Below are 22,381 nucleotides of genomic sequence, written 5' to 3'. Positions count from 1 at the left end.
CGGCCCGACGTGCCGGGCGCGGTTCACCGCCGCGATCCGGTACCGATGGGCGGGTACCGCCGCCCTCGCCGCAGGTGCGAATCGCTCTCCTCGAGCCGGGCGCGGAGCACCGCGGCGATGGTGTCCACCGCCGGCGCCGCCACCATCTCGTGGTGTTCGACGTCGAGACGGTACTGGTGCAGCATCCCGTCGACGAGGTCGTGCCACGCGGTGACCGCCGGCACCGAGGTCGACGACCGCAGGGCGGTGAAGAACAGCGCGTCGCCGAGGAAGGTGTCCGGCGAATGACGCCGCACCGCGCGGGTGGCCGCGGCCGACCCGAGGTGCAACCGTTCGAGATGGCGCGGTGTCAGTCCGGTGGGACCGCCGAGCGTGTCCTCGAGCAGGTCCAGTGCATCGTCGTAGCTGGGGTCCGGCCCGCCGTTGGTGGCGACCCCGAGATCGCGGAGCATGTCCTTGACCTCGACCGGCGCCGAACCGCCGGGAACACCGAGATGGCTGTCGATCAGCGCGAGGGTGTCGACGGGGGCTCCACCGCGTTGCAGTTCGACGGCGACGGCGTGTGCGACGACCCCGCCGAGGGACCAGCCCAGCAGGTGGTAGGGACCGTCCGGCTGCGCGCGGCGGATCTCGTCGGCGTAGCGGCGGGCCAGCGCCGGGATCGATTCGACGATCTCTCCCGTGCTCAGCGCCGGTAGTTGCAGGCCGTAGACGCCGCGCCCGCCGAGCCGTTCGGTCAGCCCGGTGTACGCCCAGGCCAGGCCTGCGGCCGGGTGGACGCAGAACAGCGCCGGTCCGGTGCCGGTGCGGAGCGGGACCAGGATCCGCAGCGCGTCGTCGATGGTGTCCTGCTCCCCCGGTGCGCGCAGATGGGCGGCGAGGTCGGCGACGGTGGGATGGGCGAACAGCACCTGTAGCGGGATCCGCCGGTCCAGGCGGCGGGACAGGTCCGGTACCAGCCGGGTCGCGAGCAGTGAACTGCCGCCGAGGGCGAAGAAGCTGTCGTCGACCGACACCGTGTCGAGCCCGAGGTGGTCGGCGAAGACGTCCGCGACGGTGCGTTCCAGTTCGTCGGCCGGGGCGCGGTGTGCCCCGGAGATGCCGGCGAACTCGGGGACCGGGAGCGCACCCCGATCGAGTTTGCCGGCGGGCGTGAGGGGGATCTCGTCGAGCGCGACCACGGCGGTGGGCACCATGTGCGCCGGGAGGCGGGCGGCGGCGAAGTCCCGGAGCGCGGACGGGTCGGGTGCGGGGACGGTGGTGGCCCGCACGTAGCTGACCAGCACGGTTTCGCCGGACGGTGCGGTGTAGCCGAGGGTGTGGGCGAAGTCGAGGTCGTCGTGGGCGGTCAGGACGGTGTCGATCTCCCCCGGTTCGATGCGGAACCCGCGCACCTTGATCTGGAAGTCGGAACGGCCCACGTAATCGAGCCGGTGGTCGCCGGTCCAGCGCACGACGTCGCCGGTGCGGTACATGCGGGCGCCGGGACGGTCGCTGTACGGATCGGCGACGAACCGGGTGGCGGTCAGGCCGGGCCGGTGGTGGTAGCCGCGGGCCAGTCCTGCGCCGGCGACGTAGAGTTCCCCGGCCACCCCCACCGGCACGGGCCCGAGCCGGGCGTCGAGGACGGCGGCGGTGGCGCCGCGGGTGGGACGGCCGATGGTGACGTGGTCGCCGGCATTCAGCGGCTCCCCGAGCGAGGTCATGATCGTCGCCTCGGTGGGGCCGTACGCGTCGATCATGCGATGCCCGTCGGCCCAGTGCGTCACCAGTTCCGGTGGGCACGCCTCCCCCGCGACGAGCAGCACCTGCAGGTCCGGGACCTGGGTGGGGTCGAGCGACGCCAGCGTGGTGGGCGTGACGAACGCGTGCGAGACGCGGTGGTGCCGCAGCACAGCGGCGAGGTCTTCCCCGCCGTACACCTCGGAGGGCACGAGCACCAGGGTGGCGCCCGCGCACAGCGCCATCATCTGTTCGAAGATCGACGCGTCGAAGCTCGGTGAGGCCAGGTGCGAGACGCGGCTGTCCTGCGCGACCCGCAAATGGTGCCGTTCGTCCGCGGCGAGGTTGCCGAGACCGCGGTGGGTGACGGTCACTCCCTTGGGCCGGCCCGTCGACCCGGAGGTGTAGATGAGGTAAGCGGGATGGTCGGGGCGCAGCGGTGCGGCGCGGTCCGCGTCGGTGACCGGGCCGGTACTGCGGTGTGCCAGGTCGTCGCGGATCTCGTCGTCGTCGAGGACGAGCCACTGCACCGTGCGGGGCAGGTGTTCGAGGTGGGCGGCGACGGTGACACCGAGTGTCGCGGCGCTGTCGTCGAGCATGTAGGCGATGCGGTCCGCCGGGTACGTCGGGTCGACCGGGACGAACGCGGCGCCGGTGCGGGTGGTGGCCCACACCGCGGTGATCTCCTCTGCCGAACGCGGCAACGCGAGCGCGACCACCGTGTCCGGGGCAGCTCCCCGGTCGAGCAGCAACCGGGCCAGCGCAGCGGAGCGCGCCTCGACATCCCGGTAGCTCAACACGGTGTCGCCGTCGACGAGCGCGGTCCCGGTGGGGTTCGCCGCGACGGCGTCGTCGAGCAGGTCCGGCCACAACCGTGTCGGTTCGCCCGCCGGACCGGTGGCGGGCACCAGCGCCGCCCGTTCGGAGTCGGTGAGCAGGTCCAGATCGCCGACGGGGACGCCGGGATCGGTGGTGACGGCGTCGAGGAGCCGGACGAAGCGGTCCGCGAATCGGGCGACGGTGTCCTGATCGAACAGGTCGGTGGCGTAGACGAACGCGGCGTCCATGCCGCCGGCCGGGTCGGCGGATTCGCCGAGGAGCAGTTCGAGGTCGAAGTTGCACGACTGCGGGTCGAGCTGGACTCCCTCGACGGTCAGGTGCGGCAGTTCGAGCGCGGGCCGTTCGGTGTTGTGGAATTCGAGCGAAACCTGGAAGAGCGGGGAATGCGCGGTCGAGCGGGCCGGTTCGACCGCCTCGACGACCCGTTCGAACGGCAGGTCGGTGTGGGCGAACGCGTCGAGGTCGTCGTGGGTGACGCTGTCGAGCAGGGTGGTGAACGGTGCGGCGCCGGGGATCCGGGTGCGCAGCACGACGGTGTTGACGAACATGCCGATCAGGTCGTCGAGTGCGCGGTGCCCGCGCCCGGCGATCGGGGACCCGATGGCGATGTCGTCGCTGCCGGACAGGCGGGCCAGCAGCACGGCGAGAGCGGTGTGCACGGTCATGAACAAGGTGGTGCCGTGCGCGGAGGCCAGCCGGGTGAGCCGGCTGTGCAGCGCGGGATCGATCGGGAACCGCACGATGTCGCCGCGGAACGACTGCTGGGCCGGCCGCGGCCGGTCGGTAGGCAGGGTCAGCACGTCGGGCAGGCCGTCGAGGGTGGTGCGCCAGTACTCGGCCTGCGCGGCGGCGAGGGACTGCGGGTCGGTGGGGTCGCCGAGCCGGTCGAGTTGCCACAGCGTGTAGTCGGGGTATTGGACGGGCAGCGGTGTCCAGGTGGGGGCTTCGTTGCGGCTGCGGGCCTGGTAGGCGCCGAGCAGGTCGCGGGCGAGCGGGACGGTGGAAGCACCGTCGGCGGCGATGTGGTGCACCACGAGCACGGCGAGGTGCTCGTCGCGGTCGAGGGCGAACACCCGGGCCCGGAACGGGATGTCGACGGTGACGTCGAATCCGGTGGCGAGGAAGTCGGCGACGGCGCTGTACACGCCGTCGGCGTCGGCCGGCACCACGTCGACGGTCAGCGGGACGTCGTCGGCGTCGAGGATGCGTTGCCGCGGCCCGGCGGCGGAGGCCGGGTAGACGGTGCGCAGGCTCTCGTGCCGTGCGATGACGTCGTGCAGCGCTGCCCCGAGCGCGGCCGGGGACAGGTGGCCGCTGAGCCGGATGGCGAGGGGGATGTTGTAGGAGGCGCTGCCGGGGTCGAACTGGTTGAGGAACCAGAGGCGTTGCTGCGCCGGGGACAGCGGGATGTGGTCGGGGCGGGGCCGCGGAGCCGGGCCGGCGGTGTCGCGGCCGGGGGCGGTGTCGGTATCGAGTCGGGTGGCGAGCATCCGCACGGAGGGGGCTTCGAACAGGGTGCGGACGGCGATGTCGCGGCCGAGCCGGTCGCCGAGGCGGGCCACGGCGCGGGTCGCGATCAGGGAGTTGCCACCGATGTCGAAGAAGTTGTCGGTCACGGAGATGCGCTCGAGTCCGAGAACGTCGGCGAGCTCGTCGGCGACGGCGGTTTCCAGGTCGCCGTCGGGTGGCTCGTAGGCGCCGGTGGCGGTCAGGTCCGGGACGGGCAGGGCACGGCGGTCGAGTTTGCCGACCGGGGTGAGTGGGATCGTGTCGAGGACGGTGACGGCGGTCGGCACCATGTGCTCCGGAAGGAGCTGTGCCAGATGGTCTTTGATGTCGTCGGGGTCGATGGTGCTGCCGGCTGCGGGGTGGACGTGCCCGACGAGCACGGTGTCGCCGCTCGGTGCGGTGTGTGCGACGGTCACCGCGAACGACACCGCAGGATGGGCGGTCAGGGCGGCGTCGATCTCGCCGAGTTCGACGCGGAACCCGCGGATCTTGACCTGGAAGTCGGCGCGGCCGAGGTATTCGAGACCGGGACCGTCGTCCGGATCGCCGGTCCACCGCACAATGTCTCCGGTGCGGTACATGCGCTCCCCCGGCGTGCCGTACGGGTCGGCGACGAACCGGGAGGCGGTCAGCGCCGGCCGGGCATGGTAGCCGCGGGCGAGCCCGAATCCGGCCAGGTACAACTCCCCCGCGACGCCGTGCGGGACCGGGCGCAGCGCGGGATCGAGCACCACGGCGTGCACTCCGCGCAGCGGACCGCCGAGGGTGAGTGGGTCGTGGGGACCGAGCGGGTCGCTGATCGCGGCCATGACCGTTGTCTCGGTGGGGCCGTACCCGTTGACGAGGCGGCGGTGCGGCGCCCAGGTGTCGCGCAGTTCGGGGGGCCACGCTTCGCCGCCGACGGCGAGGTCGACGAACGCGGTCAGGTCGGCCGGGTCGAGGGACGCGAGCGCGGCCGGGGTGAGGAACCCGTGGGTCACGCCGGTCTCGCGCAGCAGGCGACCGAGTTCGGCGCCGCCGTACACGTGCGGAGGAATCACGACGAGGGTGGCACCGGACCCGAACGCGAGCAGGTATTCGAAGATCGACGCGTCGAAACTCGGGGACGAGAAGTGCAGGACGCGGGCGCCGGGTCCGGCGCGGAACCGGTCCTGCTGCTCGCGCGCGAAGTTGTCGAGACTGCGGTGGGTGGTGAGCACCCCTTTGGGGCGGCCGGTCGAACCGGAGGTGTAGATCACGTAGGCGGCGTGGTCGAGGCGCAGCGGCACGATGCGGTCCCGGTCGGTGATCGGTGCCGGATCGGTGGCGGCGAGCGGCCCGGTCAGGGCCGGGTCGTCGAGGACGAGCCAGCGGACCGTGCCGGGCAGGTCGGCGACGTGTGCGATGGTGGTCAGGCCCACGGTGGCACCGCAGTCGTCGAGCATGAACGCGATCCGCTCGGCCGGGTAGCGGGGATCGGCCGGGACGAACGCCGCACCGGTCTTGGTGATCGCCCACAGTGCGACGAGGGATTCGACGGAGCGGGCGATGCCGAGCGCGACGAAGGTTTCCGGCCCGATGCCCTCGTCGAGCAGGACCCGGGCCAGCCGGGTGGAGCGCTCGTCGAGGTCGCGGTAGGTGACGGTGCGGTCGGTGCCGCCGGGGGTGAGGTCGAGCACCGCGACGGTGTCGGGATGCGCGGCGGCGGTGGCGGTGAGCAGGTCGGGCAGGGTGGCGACGCTACCGCCGACCGGTCCGTGGATCGGGGTGAGGGTGCGCCGTTCGGTGGTGGTGAGTACGTCGATGCCGGCGGCGGGTGCGGTCGGGTCGCCGGCGAGCGCGTCGAGGGTGCGGGCGATGCGGTCGGCGATGGTGGTGACCTCGGTGCGGTCGAACACCTCCGGGAGGTACTTCATCCGCAGGTGTACCGCGTCGTCGGTGTGCACCACGACGCTGAGCGGGTAGTGCGCGGCGTCGCGGCCGGTGATGTCGGCCACCCGGATGCCGCCGATGTCGGTGTCGCGGTCGAGGCCGGCGCGTTCGACCGGATACGACTCGAAGACGGTGAGGGTGTCGAAGCGGGCGGCGGCACCGACGTGCCGGTCGAGGGTGCTCAGGTCGATGTGGTGGTGGTCGAGCAGCGCGGTCTGTTCCGACCGGACCCGGTCGACGAGTCCGCCGACGGTGTCGCCGGGGCGGACCGCGACCCGGACCGGCACGGTGTTGATGAACAGGCCCACCATCGATTCGATGCCGGCGACCTGCGGTGGACGACCGGAGACGGTGGCGCCGAACACCACGTCGGTGCGGCCGGTGAGCGCTCCGAGGACGAGCCCCCACGCGGTCTGGACGAGAGTGTTGACGGTGACGCCGCGTGCCACGGCGATCTCGTCGAGGCGCGCGGACAGCGTCGGGTCGAGGTCGATGTCGAGGTCTTCGGAGATGCCGGCGCCGTGCGCGGACCGGTGCTGCGGGGCGAGCAGGGTCGGTTCGTCGAGACCGTCGAGGGCATGTCGGTAGGCGTCGATCGATGCGGCCGGGTCACGGTCGGCAAGCCACTGCAGGTACGTGCCGTAGCTGTGCGGACGGTCCAGGACTGCGGGGTCGCCGTCGGTGGCGTAGAGCACCAGCAGTTCGCGGATCAGGACGGGGGTGGACCAGCCGTCGAGCAGCAGGTGATGGTTGGTCAGGGCGACCAGGTGCCGGTCGGGGTGGGTGCGGATGACGGTGGCGCGCAGCAGCGGCGGGTGCGTGGTGTCGAAGCGGGTGTGCCGGTCGGTGTCGAGCAGTTCCGTCGCGGCGGCGTCGGGATCGGGGTCGTCGGTGGTGTCGACGACCGTGAACGGGACATCGACGTGGGTGGGGACGACCTGCAGGTGGCCGTCGGGGCCGGTGGTGAACGCGGCCCGCAGGTTGGGGTGCCGGTCGAGCAGCATCTCGAGGGCGCGCCGCCACCGGGCGGGGTCGAGGGGGCCGCGCAGGTCGAGGACGAGTTGCACGATGTAGGCGTCGGGGTCGTCCCCGGCGAGCAACGCGTGGAACAGCAGCCCGGTGTGCAGCGGCGCGGTGGGCCACACCGTGTCGAGAGGCCCGTAGCGCTGTTCGAGGTCTTCGATGGTGTCCTGCGGCAGCCGCACCAGCGGCAGGTCGGACGGGGTCAGTCCCCCGGTGTCCGGGTTGCGGGTGTGCCGGGTCAGCGCGGTGGCCGCGGCGGTGAACCGGTCGCTCAGTTCGGTGAGGTCGGCGGTGTCGAGCAGACCGGCGGGGGCGGACCAGTGCGCGCGCAGGACCGGTCCGTCGGGGGTGTCGACGGTGACGGCGTTGATGTCGACGACGGCGGCGGCCGGCATGTCGGGGTCCTGGGTGCCGCCGTGCGGGAACCCGGCGACGGGCAGCCACGGGATGTCGGTGCCGCCGCCGGTGCCGGCGGTGGGACGTCCGAGGTAGTTGAAGCTGATCTGGGGTGCAGGGTGGGCGGCGAGCTGGTGGCCGGTGTCGGCGTCGAGGTAGCGCAGCAGCCCGTAGCCGATGCCGTGGTCGGGGACGGCCGCGAGGTTTTCCTTGACGGTTTTGACGGCGCGGCCGGCGGCGGGACCGGCGGCCAGCGCGTCGTCGAGGTCGATGCCGGACAGGTCCAGACGCAGCGGGTGGATGGTGGTGAACCAGCCGACGGTGCCCGACAGGTCGGCGCCCGGGGCGGCGGCGGTATCGCGGCCGTGCCCTTCCAGGTTGAGCAGCACGCTGGTGGTGTCCTCACCGCGCTCGCGTCGCCATCCGGTCACGGCGAGGGCGACGGCGGTGAGCAGACCGTGGTCGACGCTGCCGTGAAAGGCGGCGGGCACGGTGGTGAGCATCGCGTCGGTGACGGCGGTGGGCAGATCCGCGACGACGCTGGTGACGGTGTCGTTGGTGTCGCGGGCCGGGTCGAACGGCCGGTGGCCGAGCGGCGGGTCGTCGCCGGTGAGCATGTCGCGCCAGTAGTCGGCTTCGGCGCGGCGCGACGGATCGTGGGCGGCGTCGACGAGGGCGTGCGCCCAGCGCCGCACCGAAGTCCCGGCCGGGGGTGGCAGCAGCGGCCCGGCGGGGTCGTCGTGGGCGGCGACACCCCAGGCGGCGGCGAGGTCGGGTACGAGGATGCGCCACGACACGCCGTCGACGGCGAGGTGGTGGACGACGATGAGCACCCGTCCGGCGCCGCTGGTGGCGTCGAACCACACGATCTGCAGCACGTGCCCGGCGGTCGGGTCGAGACGGTCGGCGGCGGCGTCGAGTTCGGTGGCGGCGAGGGCGAAGAAGTCGTCGGTGTCGGCGGCGCTGGTCACCGGGACCCGGTGGACGACGGTGCCGGCGGTGACGGTGCCGGGGGGGTCGACGTGCAGGCCGTATCCGGCGGGTGAGGCCGGGTCGGGGACCAGGCGGGCCCGCAGCATGTCGTGCCGGTCGAGCACGGCGTCGACGACCGCGGTGAGGGTGGCGTCGTCGAGTCCGGTGGGCAGGCGCAACAGCACCGCCTGGGAGTACCGGTCGAAGTGGCCGCCGCGGTCGAGCATCCAGTGCACGATCGGGGGTAGCGGCAGCGCGCCGACTCCCCCGCCGGGCAGTTCGGGGAGCACCGCGGGGGCGTCGGTGGTGCCGGCGACCGCGGCGAGACCGGCGGGGCTCTTGTGCTCGAACACGGCGCGCGGCGTGAGGTCGAGGCCGAGAGCTTTGGCGCGGGAGACCAGTTGGATGGACATGATCGAGTCGCCGCCGAGGGCGAAGAACGAATCGTCCACCCCGACGGTGTCGAGTCCGAGGACCTGCGCGAACAGATCGACGAGGGTCCGTTCGACGCCGTCGGTGGGTGCGCGGCCGGAACTGGTGCGGTCCGCGAAGTCGGGCGCGGGCAGCGCCCGCCGGTCGAGTTTTCCGGTGGCGGTGACCGGCAGCGAGTCGAGGACGACGAGGGTGGCGGGCAGCATGTAGGCGGCCAGATCCGCCGCGGCGCGGTCGAGGGTGGCGGTTACGTCGAGGTCGGTGCCTGTTTCGGGGACGACGTAGCCGACGATCCGGTCGGTGCCGGACCGGTCGTCGGTGTGCACGACCGCGATGGCGCGGGCGACGCCGGGGCAGCGCAGCAGCACCGTTTCGATTTCGCCGAGTTCGATGCGGAACCCGCGCAGTTGCACCTGGAAGTCGCTGCGCCCCAAGTACTCGAGGTCACCGTCGCGGGTACGGCGGGCGCGGTCGCCGGTGCGGTACAGCCGCGCCCCGGGCGGACCGTACGGGTCGGCGACGAACCGGGACGCTGTCAGGTCGGGACGCCCGAGGTAGCCGTGGCTCAACTGCTCCCCCGACACGTACAGTTCTCCCGCCACGCCGGGCGCCACCGGGTGCAGCCGGGCGTCGAGCAGATGCAACCGCAGTGCGGGCAGCGGATCACCGATGAGGCTGGCGGTGGCGGTGGCGGCGCGGTGCCGGTCCAGAGCCAGGGCGGTGACGTGCACGGTGGTTTCGGTGATGCCGTACATGTTCACCAGCGTCGGGGCGGTGTCGCCGTACCGGCGGTACCACCGTTCGAGTTGCGCCAGGTCGAGGGCCTCACCACCGAAGATCACCCGGCGCAGTGGCAGGGGCGCACCGCCGGCGGCGCGGTCGGCTTCGATGAGCTGATAGAACGCCGTGGGGGTCTGGTTGAGGACGGTGACCTGCTCGCGGCGCAGCAATTCCAGGAAGTCCTGGGGGGCGCGGGCGGTGTGGTAGTCGACCACGACGAGCCGGCCGCCGTGGGCCAGGGCGCCCCACAGTTCCCAGACCGAGAAGTCGAAGGCGTAGGAGTGGAACATCGTCCACACGTCGCGGTGATCGAATCCGAACATCTCCCGCGTGTCGTCGAGCAGCGTGACGACGGTGCGGTGCGGCACGACAACGCCTTTGGGCCGGCCGGTCGAGCCGGAGGTGTAGATGACGTACGCGGTCAATTCGGGATGCAGCGGGCCGTGCCGGTCGGCGTCGGTCAGGGCGGTACCGGGCAGCGCGGCGAGTTCCGCGTGCACCTCCGGGCTGTCGAGGTGGATCGCCGGTGCGGGCGTGTCCGGCAGCGACCCGGCGTGATCGTCCGTGGTGACGGTGCACACCGGTTGCGCGTCGCGGTAGATGTGGGCAAGCCGCTCGGCCGGGAAGCTGACGTCGACGGGCAGGTAGCCGGCCCCGGTCTCCAGCACCGCGAGGAGCGCGACGACGAGGTCGGAGGTGCGGGGCAGCGCGACGGCGACGAGGGTGCCCGGCCCGGCGCCGTGGCCGAGCAGCAGCCGCGCCAGCCGGTGCACCCGCGCGTCGAGGTCCCGGTAGGTGAGGTCGCCGTCCGCGGCGGTGACGGCGACGGCGTCGGGATCGCGGTCGGCGCCGCGGCGGAACAGGTCGAGCAGGGTGTCGGTGCCGGGGACGCGTAGTGCGTCGGCGCGGCGGGGATGTTCGCCGGGGGCGAGCAGGTCCACGTCGCCGACGGGTCGTTGCGGGTCGGTGGTGACCGCGTCGAGCAGCCGCACGAACCGGTCCGCGAAGTCGGCGACGGTGTCGGCGTCGAACAGGTCGGTGGCGTAGGTGAATCCGCCGGACATTCCCGACGCGTCCGGCTCTTCCTGCAGGGACAGTTGCAGGTCGAATTTCGCGACGGGCAGGTCGGTGTCGAGTGCGTCGACGGTCAGTTCGGGCAGGTCGAGGTGGGCGCGCTCGTTGTTCTGGAATTCGAGGACCACCTGGAACAGGGGGGAATGGCCGGTGGCTCGGGTGGGGGCGAGCGCGTCGACGAGTTTTTCGAAGGGCAGTTCGGTGTGCCCGAACGCGGACAGGTCGATTTCCCGGGTGCGGTCGAGGTGGTCGGAGAACGACAGTCCCCCGGAGACGGGGGTGCGCAGCACCACGGTGTCGACGAACATGCCGACGAGGTCGTCGAGGGCGCGGTGTCCGCGGCCGGCGACGGGGGTGCCGACGGCGATGTCGTCGGTGCCCGACAACCGGGCCAGCAGCACTGCGAGCGCGGCGTGCACGGTCATGAACACGGTGGCGCTGTGGGCGGCGGCGAGCGCGGAGATCCGGCGGTGCAGGTCCGCGTCGAGGGTGAACCGCACGATGTCGCCGTGGAAGGTGCGGTGCGCCGGTCGGGGCCGGTCGGTGGGCAGGGGCAGCAGTTCGGGGAGGTCGGCGAGGGTCTCGCGCCAGTAGCGGAGTTGGGTGGTGGCCAGGGACTCGGGGTCGGTGGGGTCGCCGAGCAGTGCCTGCTGCCAGAGCGCATAGTCGGCGTATTGCACGGTCAGCGGCGCGGCGGACGGCGCGGAGCCGCGGGTCCGGTCCAGGTAGGCCCCCATCAGGTCACGGGCCAGCGGCGCCATCGATGCCCCGTCCGCGGCGATGTGGTGCACCACCACGGCGAGGACGTGCACGTCGGAGTGGTCGGTGCCGGGGTGTTCGGTGCCGGAATCGGTGTCCGGCTCGTCGGGGAGCACGCGCAGCAGTCGCACCCGCACCGGCACGGCCGAGGCGACATCGAAGCCGGCGGAGACGAACTCGAGCAGCGCGCCGGGCAGATCGGCGGCGGTGATCGGCACCGGGGTGGGGTCGGCGAGAACCCGGCCGGTGTCGGTAACCACCTGATGGGGGCCGTGCTCGTCTTCCGGATACCAGGTGCGCAGGATCTCGTGCCGGTCCAGGACGTCGCCCACGGCGGCGATCAGGGCGGGCAGATCCAGGCGGCCGGTCAACCGGATCGCGAGCGGAATGTTGTACGCGGCGGAGTCGGTGTCGAACTGGTTGACGAACCACATCCGTTGCTGCGCCGGGGACAGCGGAAGGCGCTCCGGACGCGGCCCGGCGGTGAGCGGCACCCGCCCGTGGCCCCCGTGGTCGTCGAGGACACGCACCGCCAGCGCCCGCACCGTGGGTGCCTCGAACAGCGCGCGCACCCCGGCGTCGGTACCGAGCGCGGTGTTGATGCGGGCCACGACACGCGTCGCGATCAACGAGTTGCCGCCGAGATCGAAGAAGTTGTCGTCGACGGAGACGCGCGGGTGGCCGAGGACCTCGGCGACGATCCCGGCGAGGACCCGTTCGACGTCGGAGGTGGGCGCCCGGTAGTCGCCGCCGGTGGCGGCGAGGTCGGGGACGGGCAGGGCGCGCCGATCGAGCTTCCCGACCGGGGTCAGCGGAATCTCGTCGAGCACCACGACGGTGGCGGGCACCATGTGCGCCGGGAGGGACGCGGCGAGATGGGTGCGCAGGGTGTGCGGGTCCGGGTCGGCGGCCGGTTCGGGCAGCACATAGGACACCAGTACGGTGTCGCCGCTCGGTGCGGTGTGCCCGAGGGTGTGGGCGAACACCACCTCGGGGTGGGCGGTCAGTGCCGCGTCGATCTCGCCGAGTTCGATGCGGAACCCGCGCACCTTGACCTGGAAGTCGGAGCGGCCGAGATATTCGACGGTGCCGTCGGAGCGCCACCGCACGATGTCGCCGGTGCGGTACATCCGCTCCCCCGGCGCGCCGTACGGGTCGGCGACGAACCGGGCGGCGGTCAGGTCGGGGCGGTGATGGTAGCCGCGCGCCACACCGGCACCCGCGATGTACAGTTCGCCGGCCACCCCGGTCGGGACGGGCCGCAGCCGGTCGTCGAGCACCACCTGGTGGAAGCCGATGGCGGGGCCGCCGACGGTGACGGTGTACCCGGGTTGCAGGGGCGCGCTGACGCTGGTTTCGATGGTCGCTTCGGACGGACCGTACCCGTTGAACATCTGCCGGCCCGGCGCCCACCGGGTCACGAGGTCCGGGGGGCACGCCTCCCCCGCGACGACGAGCACCTGCAAGGTGTCCAGGCCCGCCGGGTCGAGCGAGGCGAGGGCGGTGGGTGTGACGAAGGCGTGGGTGACCCGTTCCTCGCGCAGCAACCGGGCCAGTTCGTCGCCGCCGTACACGTCCGGCGGCACGATCACCAAGGTGGCGCCGGCGCAGAACGCCTTGGTGAACTCGAAGATCGAGGCGTCGAAGCTCGGGGACGCCAGGTGCGAGACACGGGCGGTGTGGGTGAGCGTGAAGTGGCTGCGCACCTCGGCGTGCAGGTTGGCCATGCCCCTGTGGGTGACCACCACGCCCTTGGGCCGGCCGGTCGATCCGGAGGTGTAGATCAGATAGGCCGGGTGGTCGAGATGCAGCGGCGCGGTGCGGTCGAGGTCGGTCACGGGCGCATCGGAGGTCTCCTCGATGCGGCGGCGCACGCCCGGATCGTCGAGGATCAGCCACGGCACCGTGTCGGGCAGCGCGGCGGCATGGTCGGTGGTGGTGATGCCGATGGCAGCGGAACAGTCCGCGAGCATGTAGGCGATGCGGTCGGGTGGGTACGCGGGGTCGACGGGGACGAACGCCGCACCGGTCTTGGTCACCGCCCACACCACGGCCGCCGACTCGACCGAACGCGACAACCCGAGGGCCACCACCGATTCCGGTCCGATGCCGGAGTCGATGAGCAGCCGCGCGACGCGCGTGGACCACTCGTCGAGTTCGCCGTAGGTCACCTCGCGGCCCCGGAACGACAGGGCGACCGCGTCCGGCACGATGGCCGCGATCGACGACAGCAGTTCCGGCCACGACTGGGGGGAGACCGGCGGCAGGCCGCGGGCGGGGGCCAGCGCGGCGAGTTCACGTCCGGTGACGATGTCGATGTCGCCGACCGGCACGGTGGGAGTGGTGCCGATGGTCTCGACGATCCGCACGAACCGGTCGGCGAACGACGCCACGGTGGTCTCGTCGAACAGGTCGGTGGCGTAGGTGAACGCGGCGCGGATCCCGGCGGGTCCGTTCTCGTCGGCGGTTTCGGCGATCGACAACTGCAGGTCGAAGTGCGACAGTCCCGGTTGCAGGTCCAGCACCGAGGCGGTCAGCCCCGGCAACCGGACGTCGGGCCGCTCGGTGTCCTGGAACTCGAGCAGCACCTGGAACAGCGGTGAATACGCCGTGGACCGGGGCGGGTCGAGGACTTCGACGAGGCGCTCGAACGGGACGTCCGCGTGCCCGAAGGCGGCGAGGTCGGCGTCCCGGAGATGGCCGAGCAGGTCGGCGAACGTGTCGGTTTCGTCGACGTGGCTGCGCAGCACGACGGTGTTGACGAACATCCCGACGAGGTCGTCGAGGTTGCGGTGGCCACGTCCGGCGACGGGGGTGCCGACGACGACGTCGGTGGTGGCGGCGAGCCGCGCGAGCAGCACCGTGAGCGCGGCGTGCACGACCATGAACACCGAGGCGTCGTGGCGGCGGGCCACCGCCACCAGCTGCCGGTGGGTGGCCGCGTCGACGGTGAACGGCACCTGGGCGCCGCGCAGGCTCTGCTGCACGGGGCGTGGCCGGTCCAGGGGCAGTTCGAGCAGTTCCGGGGTGTCGTCGAGGGTGGTGCGCCAGAACTGGAGTTGCCGGGCGGCGACCGAGGTGGGGTCGTTCTCGTCGCCGAGGATGCGGTGCTGCCACAGGGTGTAGTCGGCGTAGTGCACGGGCAGCGGGGCCCACTGCGGTGGCTGCCCGGCGCGGCGGGCGGTGTACGCGGTCATGATGTCGCGGGCCAGGGGGCCCATCGAGAACCCGTCGGCGGTGACGTGGTGCACGACCAGCACCAGGATGTGTTCGGTTCCGGAGACGGCCAGTACCCGGATGCGGGTGGGGATTTCGGTGGCCACGTCGAATCCGGCGCCCACGATGCGGGCGATCTGCGCGTCGGGGTCCGCGGCGTCGGGGGTGCCGTCGAGGGGCACCACCGCGAATTCGGGTGGGGCCGCGGCGGCGGGCACCACCACCTGCACGGGACCGGCGTCGGTGAACGGGTAACGGGTGCGCAGGGATTCGTGCCGGGCGACGACGTCACTCACGGCGTGCCGCAGCGCGGTGAGGTCGAGGTCCCCGGACAACCGGAGGGCGACAGCGATGTTGTAGGCCGGTGAGCTGGTGTCGAACTGGTTGATGAACCAGATGCGCTGCTGCGCCGGGGACAGCGGGATCGGGTCGGGCCGGGGGCCGGCGACCGGCGCGGGCCGGGTGGCGGCGGCGCGGTCGGGGGCGCTCAGGTGCGCGGCGAGGTCGGCGACGGTGGGATGGTCGAACAGGTCCCGGATCCCGACGTCGGTATCGAGGGTCGCGGCGAGCCGGGCGGCCAGGCGCATCGCGAGCAGCGAGGTGCCGCCCAGGTCGAGGAAGTTGTCGTCCGCGCCGACGGTCGGGCTGCCGAGCAGGTCCGCGAACGCCGCGGCGACGAGTTCTTCGTGCGGGGTGCGCGGCGGCCGGTACAGGGCGGTGGCTCCGGTGCGTGCCGGTTCGGGCAGCGCGCGGCGGTCGAGTTTGCCGTTGGGGCCGACGGGGAGCCGGTCGAGCACCGTCAGCGCGGCGGGCACCATGTAGCCCGGCAGGCGGGCGGCGGCGAACGCGGTCAGGGCCGCGGTGTCGACGGCGCGGTCGGGTCGCGGCACGACATATCCGGCGAGTTGGTCGTCCTCGCGCCGGTAGACGACCACGACGGCCTGCGCGACATCGGGGTGGCTGCGCAGCACCTGTTCGACTTCGCCGAGTTCGATGCGCAGGCCGCGTACCTTGACCTGGAAGTCGGTGCGGCCCAGGTACATCAGGGCACCGTCGCGGCGCCAGGTGGCGAGGTCGCCGGTGCGGTACATGCGGCTGCCGGCGGGTCCGTACGGGTCGGGGACGAACCGTTCCGCGGTGGGTGCGGGACGGTCGAGGTAACCGCGGGCGAGCTGGATGCCGGCGAGATACAGTTCCCCGGCCGCTCCCGGGGGGACGGGATGCAGGCGCGCGTCGAGCACGTAGGTGCGGGTGTTCCACACCGGGGTGCCGATGGGTACCGCACCGGTGTCGGCGGGGCCGGTGGGCCACGCGGTGACGTCCACGGCGGCTTCGGTCGGCCCGTACAGGTTGTGCAGCGCGGCGCCGGGCAGCGCCGCGCGGGTCGCAGCGGCGGTGGACGCGGGCAGCGCTTCCCCGGAGGCGAACAGCAGCCGCAGCGACCGGCCGCGTCCGGCGGTGACGGCGTCGACGAACACTTCGAGCATCGACGGGACGAAATGCGCGACGGTGACCTGTTGTTCGTCGATCAGTTGCAGCAGGTAGGCGGGGTCGCGGTGGCCGCCGGGTTCGGCGAGGACGAGATGCGCCCCGACCTGCAGCGGCCAGAAGAACTCCCACACCGACACGTCGAACGTGGCGGGGGTTTTCTGGACGACGGTGTCGGCGGCGGTCAACGGGTACGTGTGCTGCATCCAGCGCAGCCGGTTGACGATGGCGTCGTGCGCGACCGCGACACCTTTGGGCCGGCCGGTCGAACCGGAGGTGAACAGCACGTAGGCGAGGGTGTCGCCGGTCGGGCCGGGCCGGTGCTCGACCGTGGGTGCGGTCGCGGGTGCGCTCGTGGTGTCGAGGGTGTCCAAGTCCAGGACGGGGGTGCCGGGCGGCAGGGTGAGGCGGTCGCGTTCGCGGGTCAGTACCGTCACCGGGTGCGCGGTGTCGAGGACGTAGCGCAGCCGCTCGGGCGGGTGCTCGGGGTCGAGCGGCAGGTAGGCGGCACCGGTCTTGACGATGGCGTACATGCCGACGAGCAGGTCCAGCGAGCGGGGTACGGCGAGCGCGACCACCTGTTCGGGTCCGGCGCCGGCGTCGAGGAGCACATGGGCGAGGCGGTTGGCGGCCGCGTCGAAGTCGGCGTAGTCGAGGGTGTGGCCGTCCGCCGTGACGGCCGGGGCGTGCGGGGTCGCGGCGGCCTGTGCGGCGAACAGGTCGCCGAGTGTCGCGTCGCTGCGCGGCGCGGTGGTGGCGTTCCAGTCGTGCAGGATGCGAGTGCGCTCGGCGGGGGTGAGCAGATCGACGTCGCCGACGGGGGTGGCAGGTGCGGCGACGAGCGCGGCGAGCAACCGCACGAAGCTGTCGCCGAAGGCGACGGCGGTGTCATGGTCGAACAGATCGGTCGCGTACGACAGGGCTCCGGCGAGGGTGACGGGAGTGCCGTCGTCGCCGGGAACATCGCTCAGGAGCAGATGCAGATCGTATTTTGTGGTGGCCGTGTCGATTTCGGCGATGTCGATGGTCAGGTCCTGCAACGCGAGGTGCGCGGTCTCGTTGTTCTGGAAGGCCAGCATCACCTGCACCAGAGGTGAGTACGCCTCCGAGCGGGCGCCGGCGAGGGTGTCGGCGAGCCGGTCGAACGGCAGGTCGGCGTGCGCGAACGCGTCGAGGTCGTCGTCGCGGACGGCGGTGAGCAGGTCGCCGAATGCGCGATCGCCGCGGATGGTGCTGCGCAGGGCGACGGTGTTGACGAACATGCCCACCAGGTCGTCGAGCGCGGGGTCCCCGCGACCGGAGACCGGGGTGCCGATGGTGATGTCGTCGCTGCCCGAGAGGCGCGCCACCAGCACCGCGAGGGCGGCGTGCACGACCATGAACGGGGTCGCTCCGGCGGTGCGGGCCAGCGTGTCGACCGCGCGGTACAGCTGCGGGTCGAGGTCGAAGCGGACGGTGTCGCCGCGGAAGGATTGCCGCGGTGGGCGGGGCCGGTCGGTGGGCAGGGCCGTCAGGTCCGGGGCACCGGCGAGCCGGTCGCGCCAGTAGTCGAGTTGCGTCGCGGCCCGTGACTGCGGATCGGCGGGGTCGCCGAGCAGCCGGTCGAACCACAGGGTGTAGTCGGCGTACTGGACGGGCAGCGGTGTCCACGCCGGTGCGGCGCCGTGGATGCGGGCGGCGTAGGCGGAGACCAGATCACGGGCCAGCGGCGCCATCGACGCGCCGTCCGCGGCGATGTGGTGCACGACCACCGCCAGTACGTGCTCGTCGTCGGCGGTGGTGAACAGGCGGACCCGCACCGGCAGGTCGGTGGTGACATCGAAACCGGCGGTGGTGAATTCGGCGACGGCGGCGTCGAGGTCGGCGGCGTCGATCGGGACGGCGGTCAGGTCCGGCCCGAGGTCGCCGGTGGGCACGACCCGCTGGATCGGCCCGTCCGGGGTGGCGGGAAAGACCGTGCGCAGCGTTTCGTGCCGGTCGAGCAGGTCGGTGACGGCGGCGGTGAGCGCCGCGGTGTCGAGCGGGCCTGCCAGGTGCAATGCCACCGGGATGTTGTAGGCCGCGGAGCCGGGGTCGAGTTGGTTGACGAACCACAGCCGCTGCTGCGCGGCCGAGACCGGGACCCGGTCCGGGCGCGGCCCGGCGATCAGCGGGATGCGGTCGGTGGGGGCCTCGCCGATCTGTGCGGCCAGGGTGTGCGCGGTGGGCGCCTCGAACAGTGTCCGCACTCCCAGGTCGGCGCCGAGTGCGTCGTTGAGCCGTGAGATCACCCGGGTGGCGATCAGCGAGTTGCCGCCGAGGTCGAAGAAGCTGTCGTGGACGCCGATGCCGGATACGCCGAGTTGGTCGGCGAACACCTGCGTGATGGTCTCCTCGGTGGCCGTCGCCGGTGCCGTGCCGGCCGGGCCGGCGGTCCCGAACACCGGTTCCGGCAGGGCGCGGCGGTCGAGTTTGCCGACCGCGGTGAGTGGGATCTCGTCGAGTTCGACGAGCGCGGCCGGCACCATGTGGGCGGGCAGGCGGCGCGCCAGGTGCTCGAGGAGCGTGTCGTGGTCCACGGTGCGGCCGGGTTCGGGCAGCGCGTAGGACACCAGGACGGTATCGCCGGACGGACCGGTGCGGCCGAGGGTGGCGGCGAACGCGATGTCGGGATGGTCGGTGAGGGCGGTGTCGATTTCGCCGAGTTCGATGCGGAACCCGCGGATCTTGACCTGGAAATCGGAGCGCCCCAGGTATTCGGCGGTGGGGGCGCCGTCGGGGGTGGGCCGCCATCGCACCACGTCGCCGGTGCGGTACATGCGACTGCCTGCGGGTCCGTGCGGGTCGGCGACGAACCGGGTTGCGGTCAGTCCCGGGTTGCGGTGGTAGCCGCGGGTCACGCCGGGTCCGCCGACGTAGAGTTCGCCGGTCACCCCGGTGGGGACCGGGCGTAGCCGCGCGTCGAGGATCACCTCGTCGACGCCGCACACGGGCGTGCCGATGGTGATCGGTTCGCCGGGGACGAGCGGGTCGGTGATGTTGACGACGATGGTGGTTTCGGTGGGGCCGTAGGCGTTGAACATGCGCCGTCCGGGAGCCCACCGGGCCGCCAGTTCCGGAGGGCAGGCCTCGCCCGCGACGGTGATCGCCTGGCAGCCGATCCCGGCCGGGTCGACGGAGGCGAGTGCGGCCGGCGTGGAGAAGGCATGGGTGATCCGCTCGTCGCGCAGCAACCGGGCCAGTTCGTCGCCGCCGTACACGTGGGCGGGGATCACCACCAGGGTCGCGCCGATGGCGAACGCGGTCATGTATTCGAAGATCGAGGCGTCGAAGCTCGGTGACGAGAAGTGCGAGACGCGGGCCGTGGGCTCGGGGGCGAGCCGCGAGTGCAGTGTCACCGACAGATTTGCCAGGCCGTGGTGCGGGACCACGACTCCTTTGGGGCGGCCGGTGGAGCCGGAGGTGTAGATCAGGTAGGCGGGATGGCCGGTGCGCAGAGGCGCCCGGCGGTCGATGTCGGTCAGTGCGGTCGCGTCGGTGCCCGCGATGCGGGTGCGCACCGCCGGGTCGTCGAGGACGAGCCAGTCCACGTCGTCGGGCAGCGCGTCGCGGTGCGCCCGTGTCGTCAGTCCGAGGACGGAGCCGGAATCGCCGAGCATGTACTCGATCCGGTCGCGGGGGTAGGCAGGGTCGATCGGTACGAACGCGGCACCGGACTTCGCGACCGCCCAGATCGCGGCGACGGATTCGAGGGATCGGCCGATTCCCAGCGCGACGTATCGTTCGGCGCCGGCGCCGGCCGCGACGAGCATTCTCGCGACCCGGTTGGACCACTCGTCGAGTTCCCGGTAGGTCAGTGCGTCGTCTCCGCAGGTCAGGGCGACCGAGTCGGGCACGATCGCCGCGACGCCGGTCAGGATCTCGGGCAGCGTCTGCGGGGAGGTCGCCGGCCGGCCACGTGCGGGCAGGAAACCGTCGAGTTCGCCGCCGCTGACGACGGGAAGAGCGCCGAGCGGGGTCGCGGGGGCGGTGGCGGCGGTATCGAGGACGCGGGCCAGGCGGGTGACGAACCCTCGGGCGATGTCCTCGTCCACTGCCTCGGGCCGGTACCGGACGTGGACGTGCACCCCGTCGCCGCCGGCGGCGAGGCGCAACGTCAGCGCGGTGCTGTCGGGCTGCGGGAGTGTTGCAGACGAGTCGGTGAGGCCCACGGCCACGGGGACGGACGCGCCGGTGAGCACCGCGGGGTCGACGTCGGCGTGGGTGGTGGCGTCGCGGGCGAGCCCGCGCATCCGGTTCAGGTACTGCTCGAACGGCACGGCGGGGTCGACGTCGCTGCGCAAGGGCAACACGGCGGTGCCGGACGGGGCGCCCACGAGGGTGTCCCGGCTGCCGGTCAGTACCGAGGTGACCACCGACGTCGCGGCCACCAGCACGGACTCCGGGTCGGCGGCGTGGTCGCGGAGCATCTGTGCGGTGCCGGGGGCGACGGGCAGATCGGTGTCGAACTCGGCCACCCCCGTATCGGCGGCTGCGGAGTCCGGGCTCGCGGCCGGCCGCGGCAAGGCGAGGTGGTCGGGAGCGTCGGCGAGGACGCCCTGCCAATAGGTGGCGGCCTCGGCGGCGCGCGCACGCTGGACACCGATCGCGGCCGTCTCCGGATCGATCCCGGCGACGGGAGCGTCGCCGTCGGCCTGCAGGAACGCGGTGAGCAGTCCCACGAACCGGCGATGGTGCGCACGTAACTCCTGGTCGTCGTACCGGTGCGGGTTACCCCGAAAATCGATGAAAGTGGTAGCCGGAGTGCCACTTTGGTAGATATTGACGAGCAGGTCCTCGATCGGTCCGGACGTCATGATGTGGAATTCGCCGCGCAGGTCGCCGAGCACGATCTCCTGCCGGAAGAGCATCACGTTGATGGTGGGACCGGCGTAGGCGTGCGGGGCGGTGGTGCCGGATTCCCGGCGGATGTCCTCGATGCTGCACCGCTGGTGGCGCAGCGCCCCGGTCAGTTCCAGCTGCACGCGCCGCACCAGGGCGGTGCGGGTGTCGTCCGGGTCGATGTGCAGGTGCAGTGGTGCGGTGTTGACGAGCATGCCGCCCGAGCGGCGGGCCGAGGCGGTGGTGCGGGCGGAGACCGGCAGGTTCACCACCACATCGTCGGTGCCGGTCATCCGCGCCAGGTAGCACCCGAACGCGGCGACCACCGCGGCGGTGGACGACGATCCGGCGTCCTCGTCGACGGCGGTCAGGGCAGTCACCAGGTCGTCGGGCAACGGGATGCTCGACAACAACGAGACCGGAGCGAGCGGGCCGGTGCGGGTGGCCAGCGACGAGCCGTCCTCGAGGCCGGCGACGCGCTCCATCCAGTAGTCCCGGTCGGAGGCGTACCGGGAGGAAGCCCGGTAGTCGCGGTCCCAGTCGTAGAGGGTGCGCAGGTCGGCGGCGCGCGACGGATCGGGATCGCGTCCCTCGACGGCCGCGGTGTACAGCGCGGCGATGCGGTTGACCATGGTCATCGCGGCGTAGCCGTCGAGTGCGACGTGATGGATCCGGCCGTACCAGAGATAGCGGGCATCGCCGACCCGCAGCAGTGTCATGTTCATCAGCGGTTCGTGCGCGAGGTCGACCGGACGGGAGTAATCCGCCGTCATCCACCGGTGCGCCGCGTCGAGCGGGTCCGGGTCGGCGCGGAAATCGACCACTTCGATCGGTTTCGCCGCCAAGGCCGGGTCGACGTACTGGTACGGCTCGCCGTCGACCTCCACGACCCGGAGGTAGGCGGACTGGAACTCGCCGCCCCCGACGTACCCGGCCTGCCGTACCCGGTCGATGTCGAGTTCGCCGGGCAGATCGACGTACTGGGCGATGCAGATCGGCACCTCGGGTGCGAGTTGCTGCGCAAACCAGATCGAACGTTGTGCGGACGAAAGCGGAAAAGCATCGGGTGGTAGCTGCAGACGACGCTGTCGCAACGACATGTCCCCTCCGAGAGCGATGTTGGCGTAAACGGCGCGCCCCCGACATCGCGTCGGGGCCGATGCTCGTCGAACCTCTCTCGCCGAGACCGGGCCCCGTGTCGTGCTCCCGGCATGACCGGAAGCACTCCCCCAAGTTAGACCAGAATGACTTCGGATCGCCCGCATTCGGCGAGAGGTATCCGGAAATACACCAGATATCGAAATTCGATCTTGGATGTGCCCGGGAATTCTTTACCGAATATTTCCGAGGCCCTGTCGAAACAATTACCGGAATTCTCCCGAATCGCGCCGGCGGCGTA

General features: G+C 72.1%; 1 protein-coding gene. It reads right to left on the bottom strand.

What is annotated here, in order from left to right; all coding sequences use genetic code 11:
• Nucleotides 1–23 precede the first annotated feature (23 nt).
• A complete protein-coding gene (locus HF877_RS16650) occupies nt 24–22,082 on the bottom strand; it encodes a non-ribosomal peptide synthase/polyketide synthase (protein WP_169622303.1) in 22,059 nt (7,352 codons plus the stop codon).
• Between the last annotated feature and the right edge of the window lie 299 nt (nt 22,083–22,381).

This window comes from Rhodococcus sp. BL-253-APC-6A1W, assembly GCF_012843405.1.
Taxonomy (GTDB): Bacteria; Actinomycetota; Actinomycetes; order Mycobacteriales; family Mycobacteriaceae; genus Rhodococcus.
This window is presented reverse-complemented; position numbering and strand designations above follow the sequence as displayed.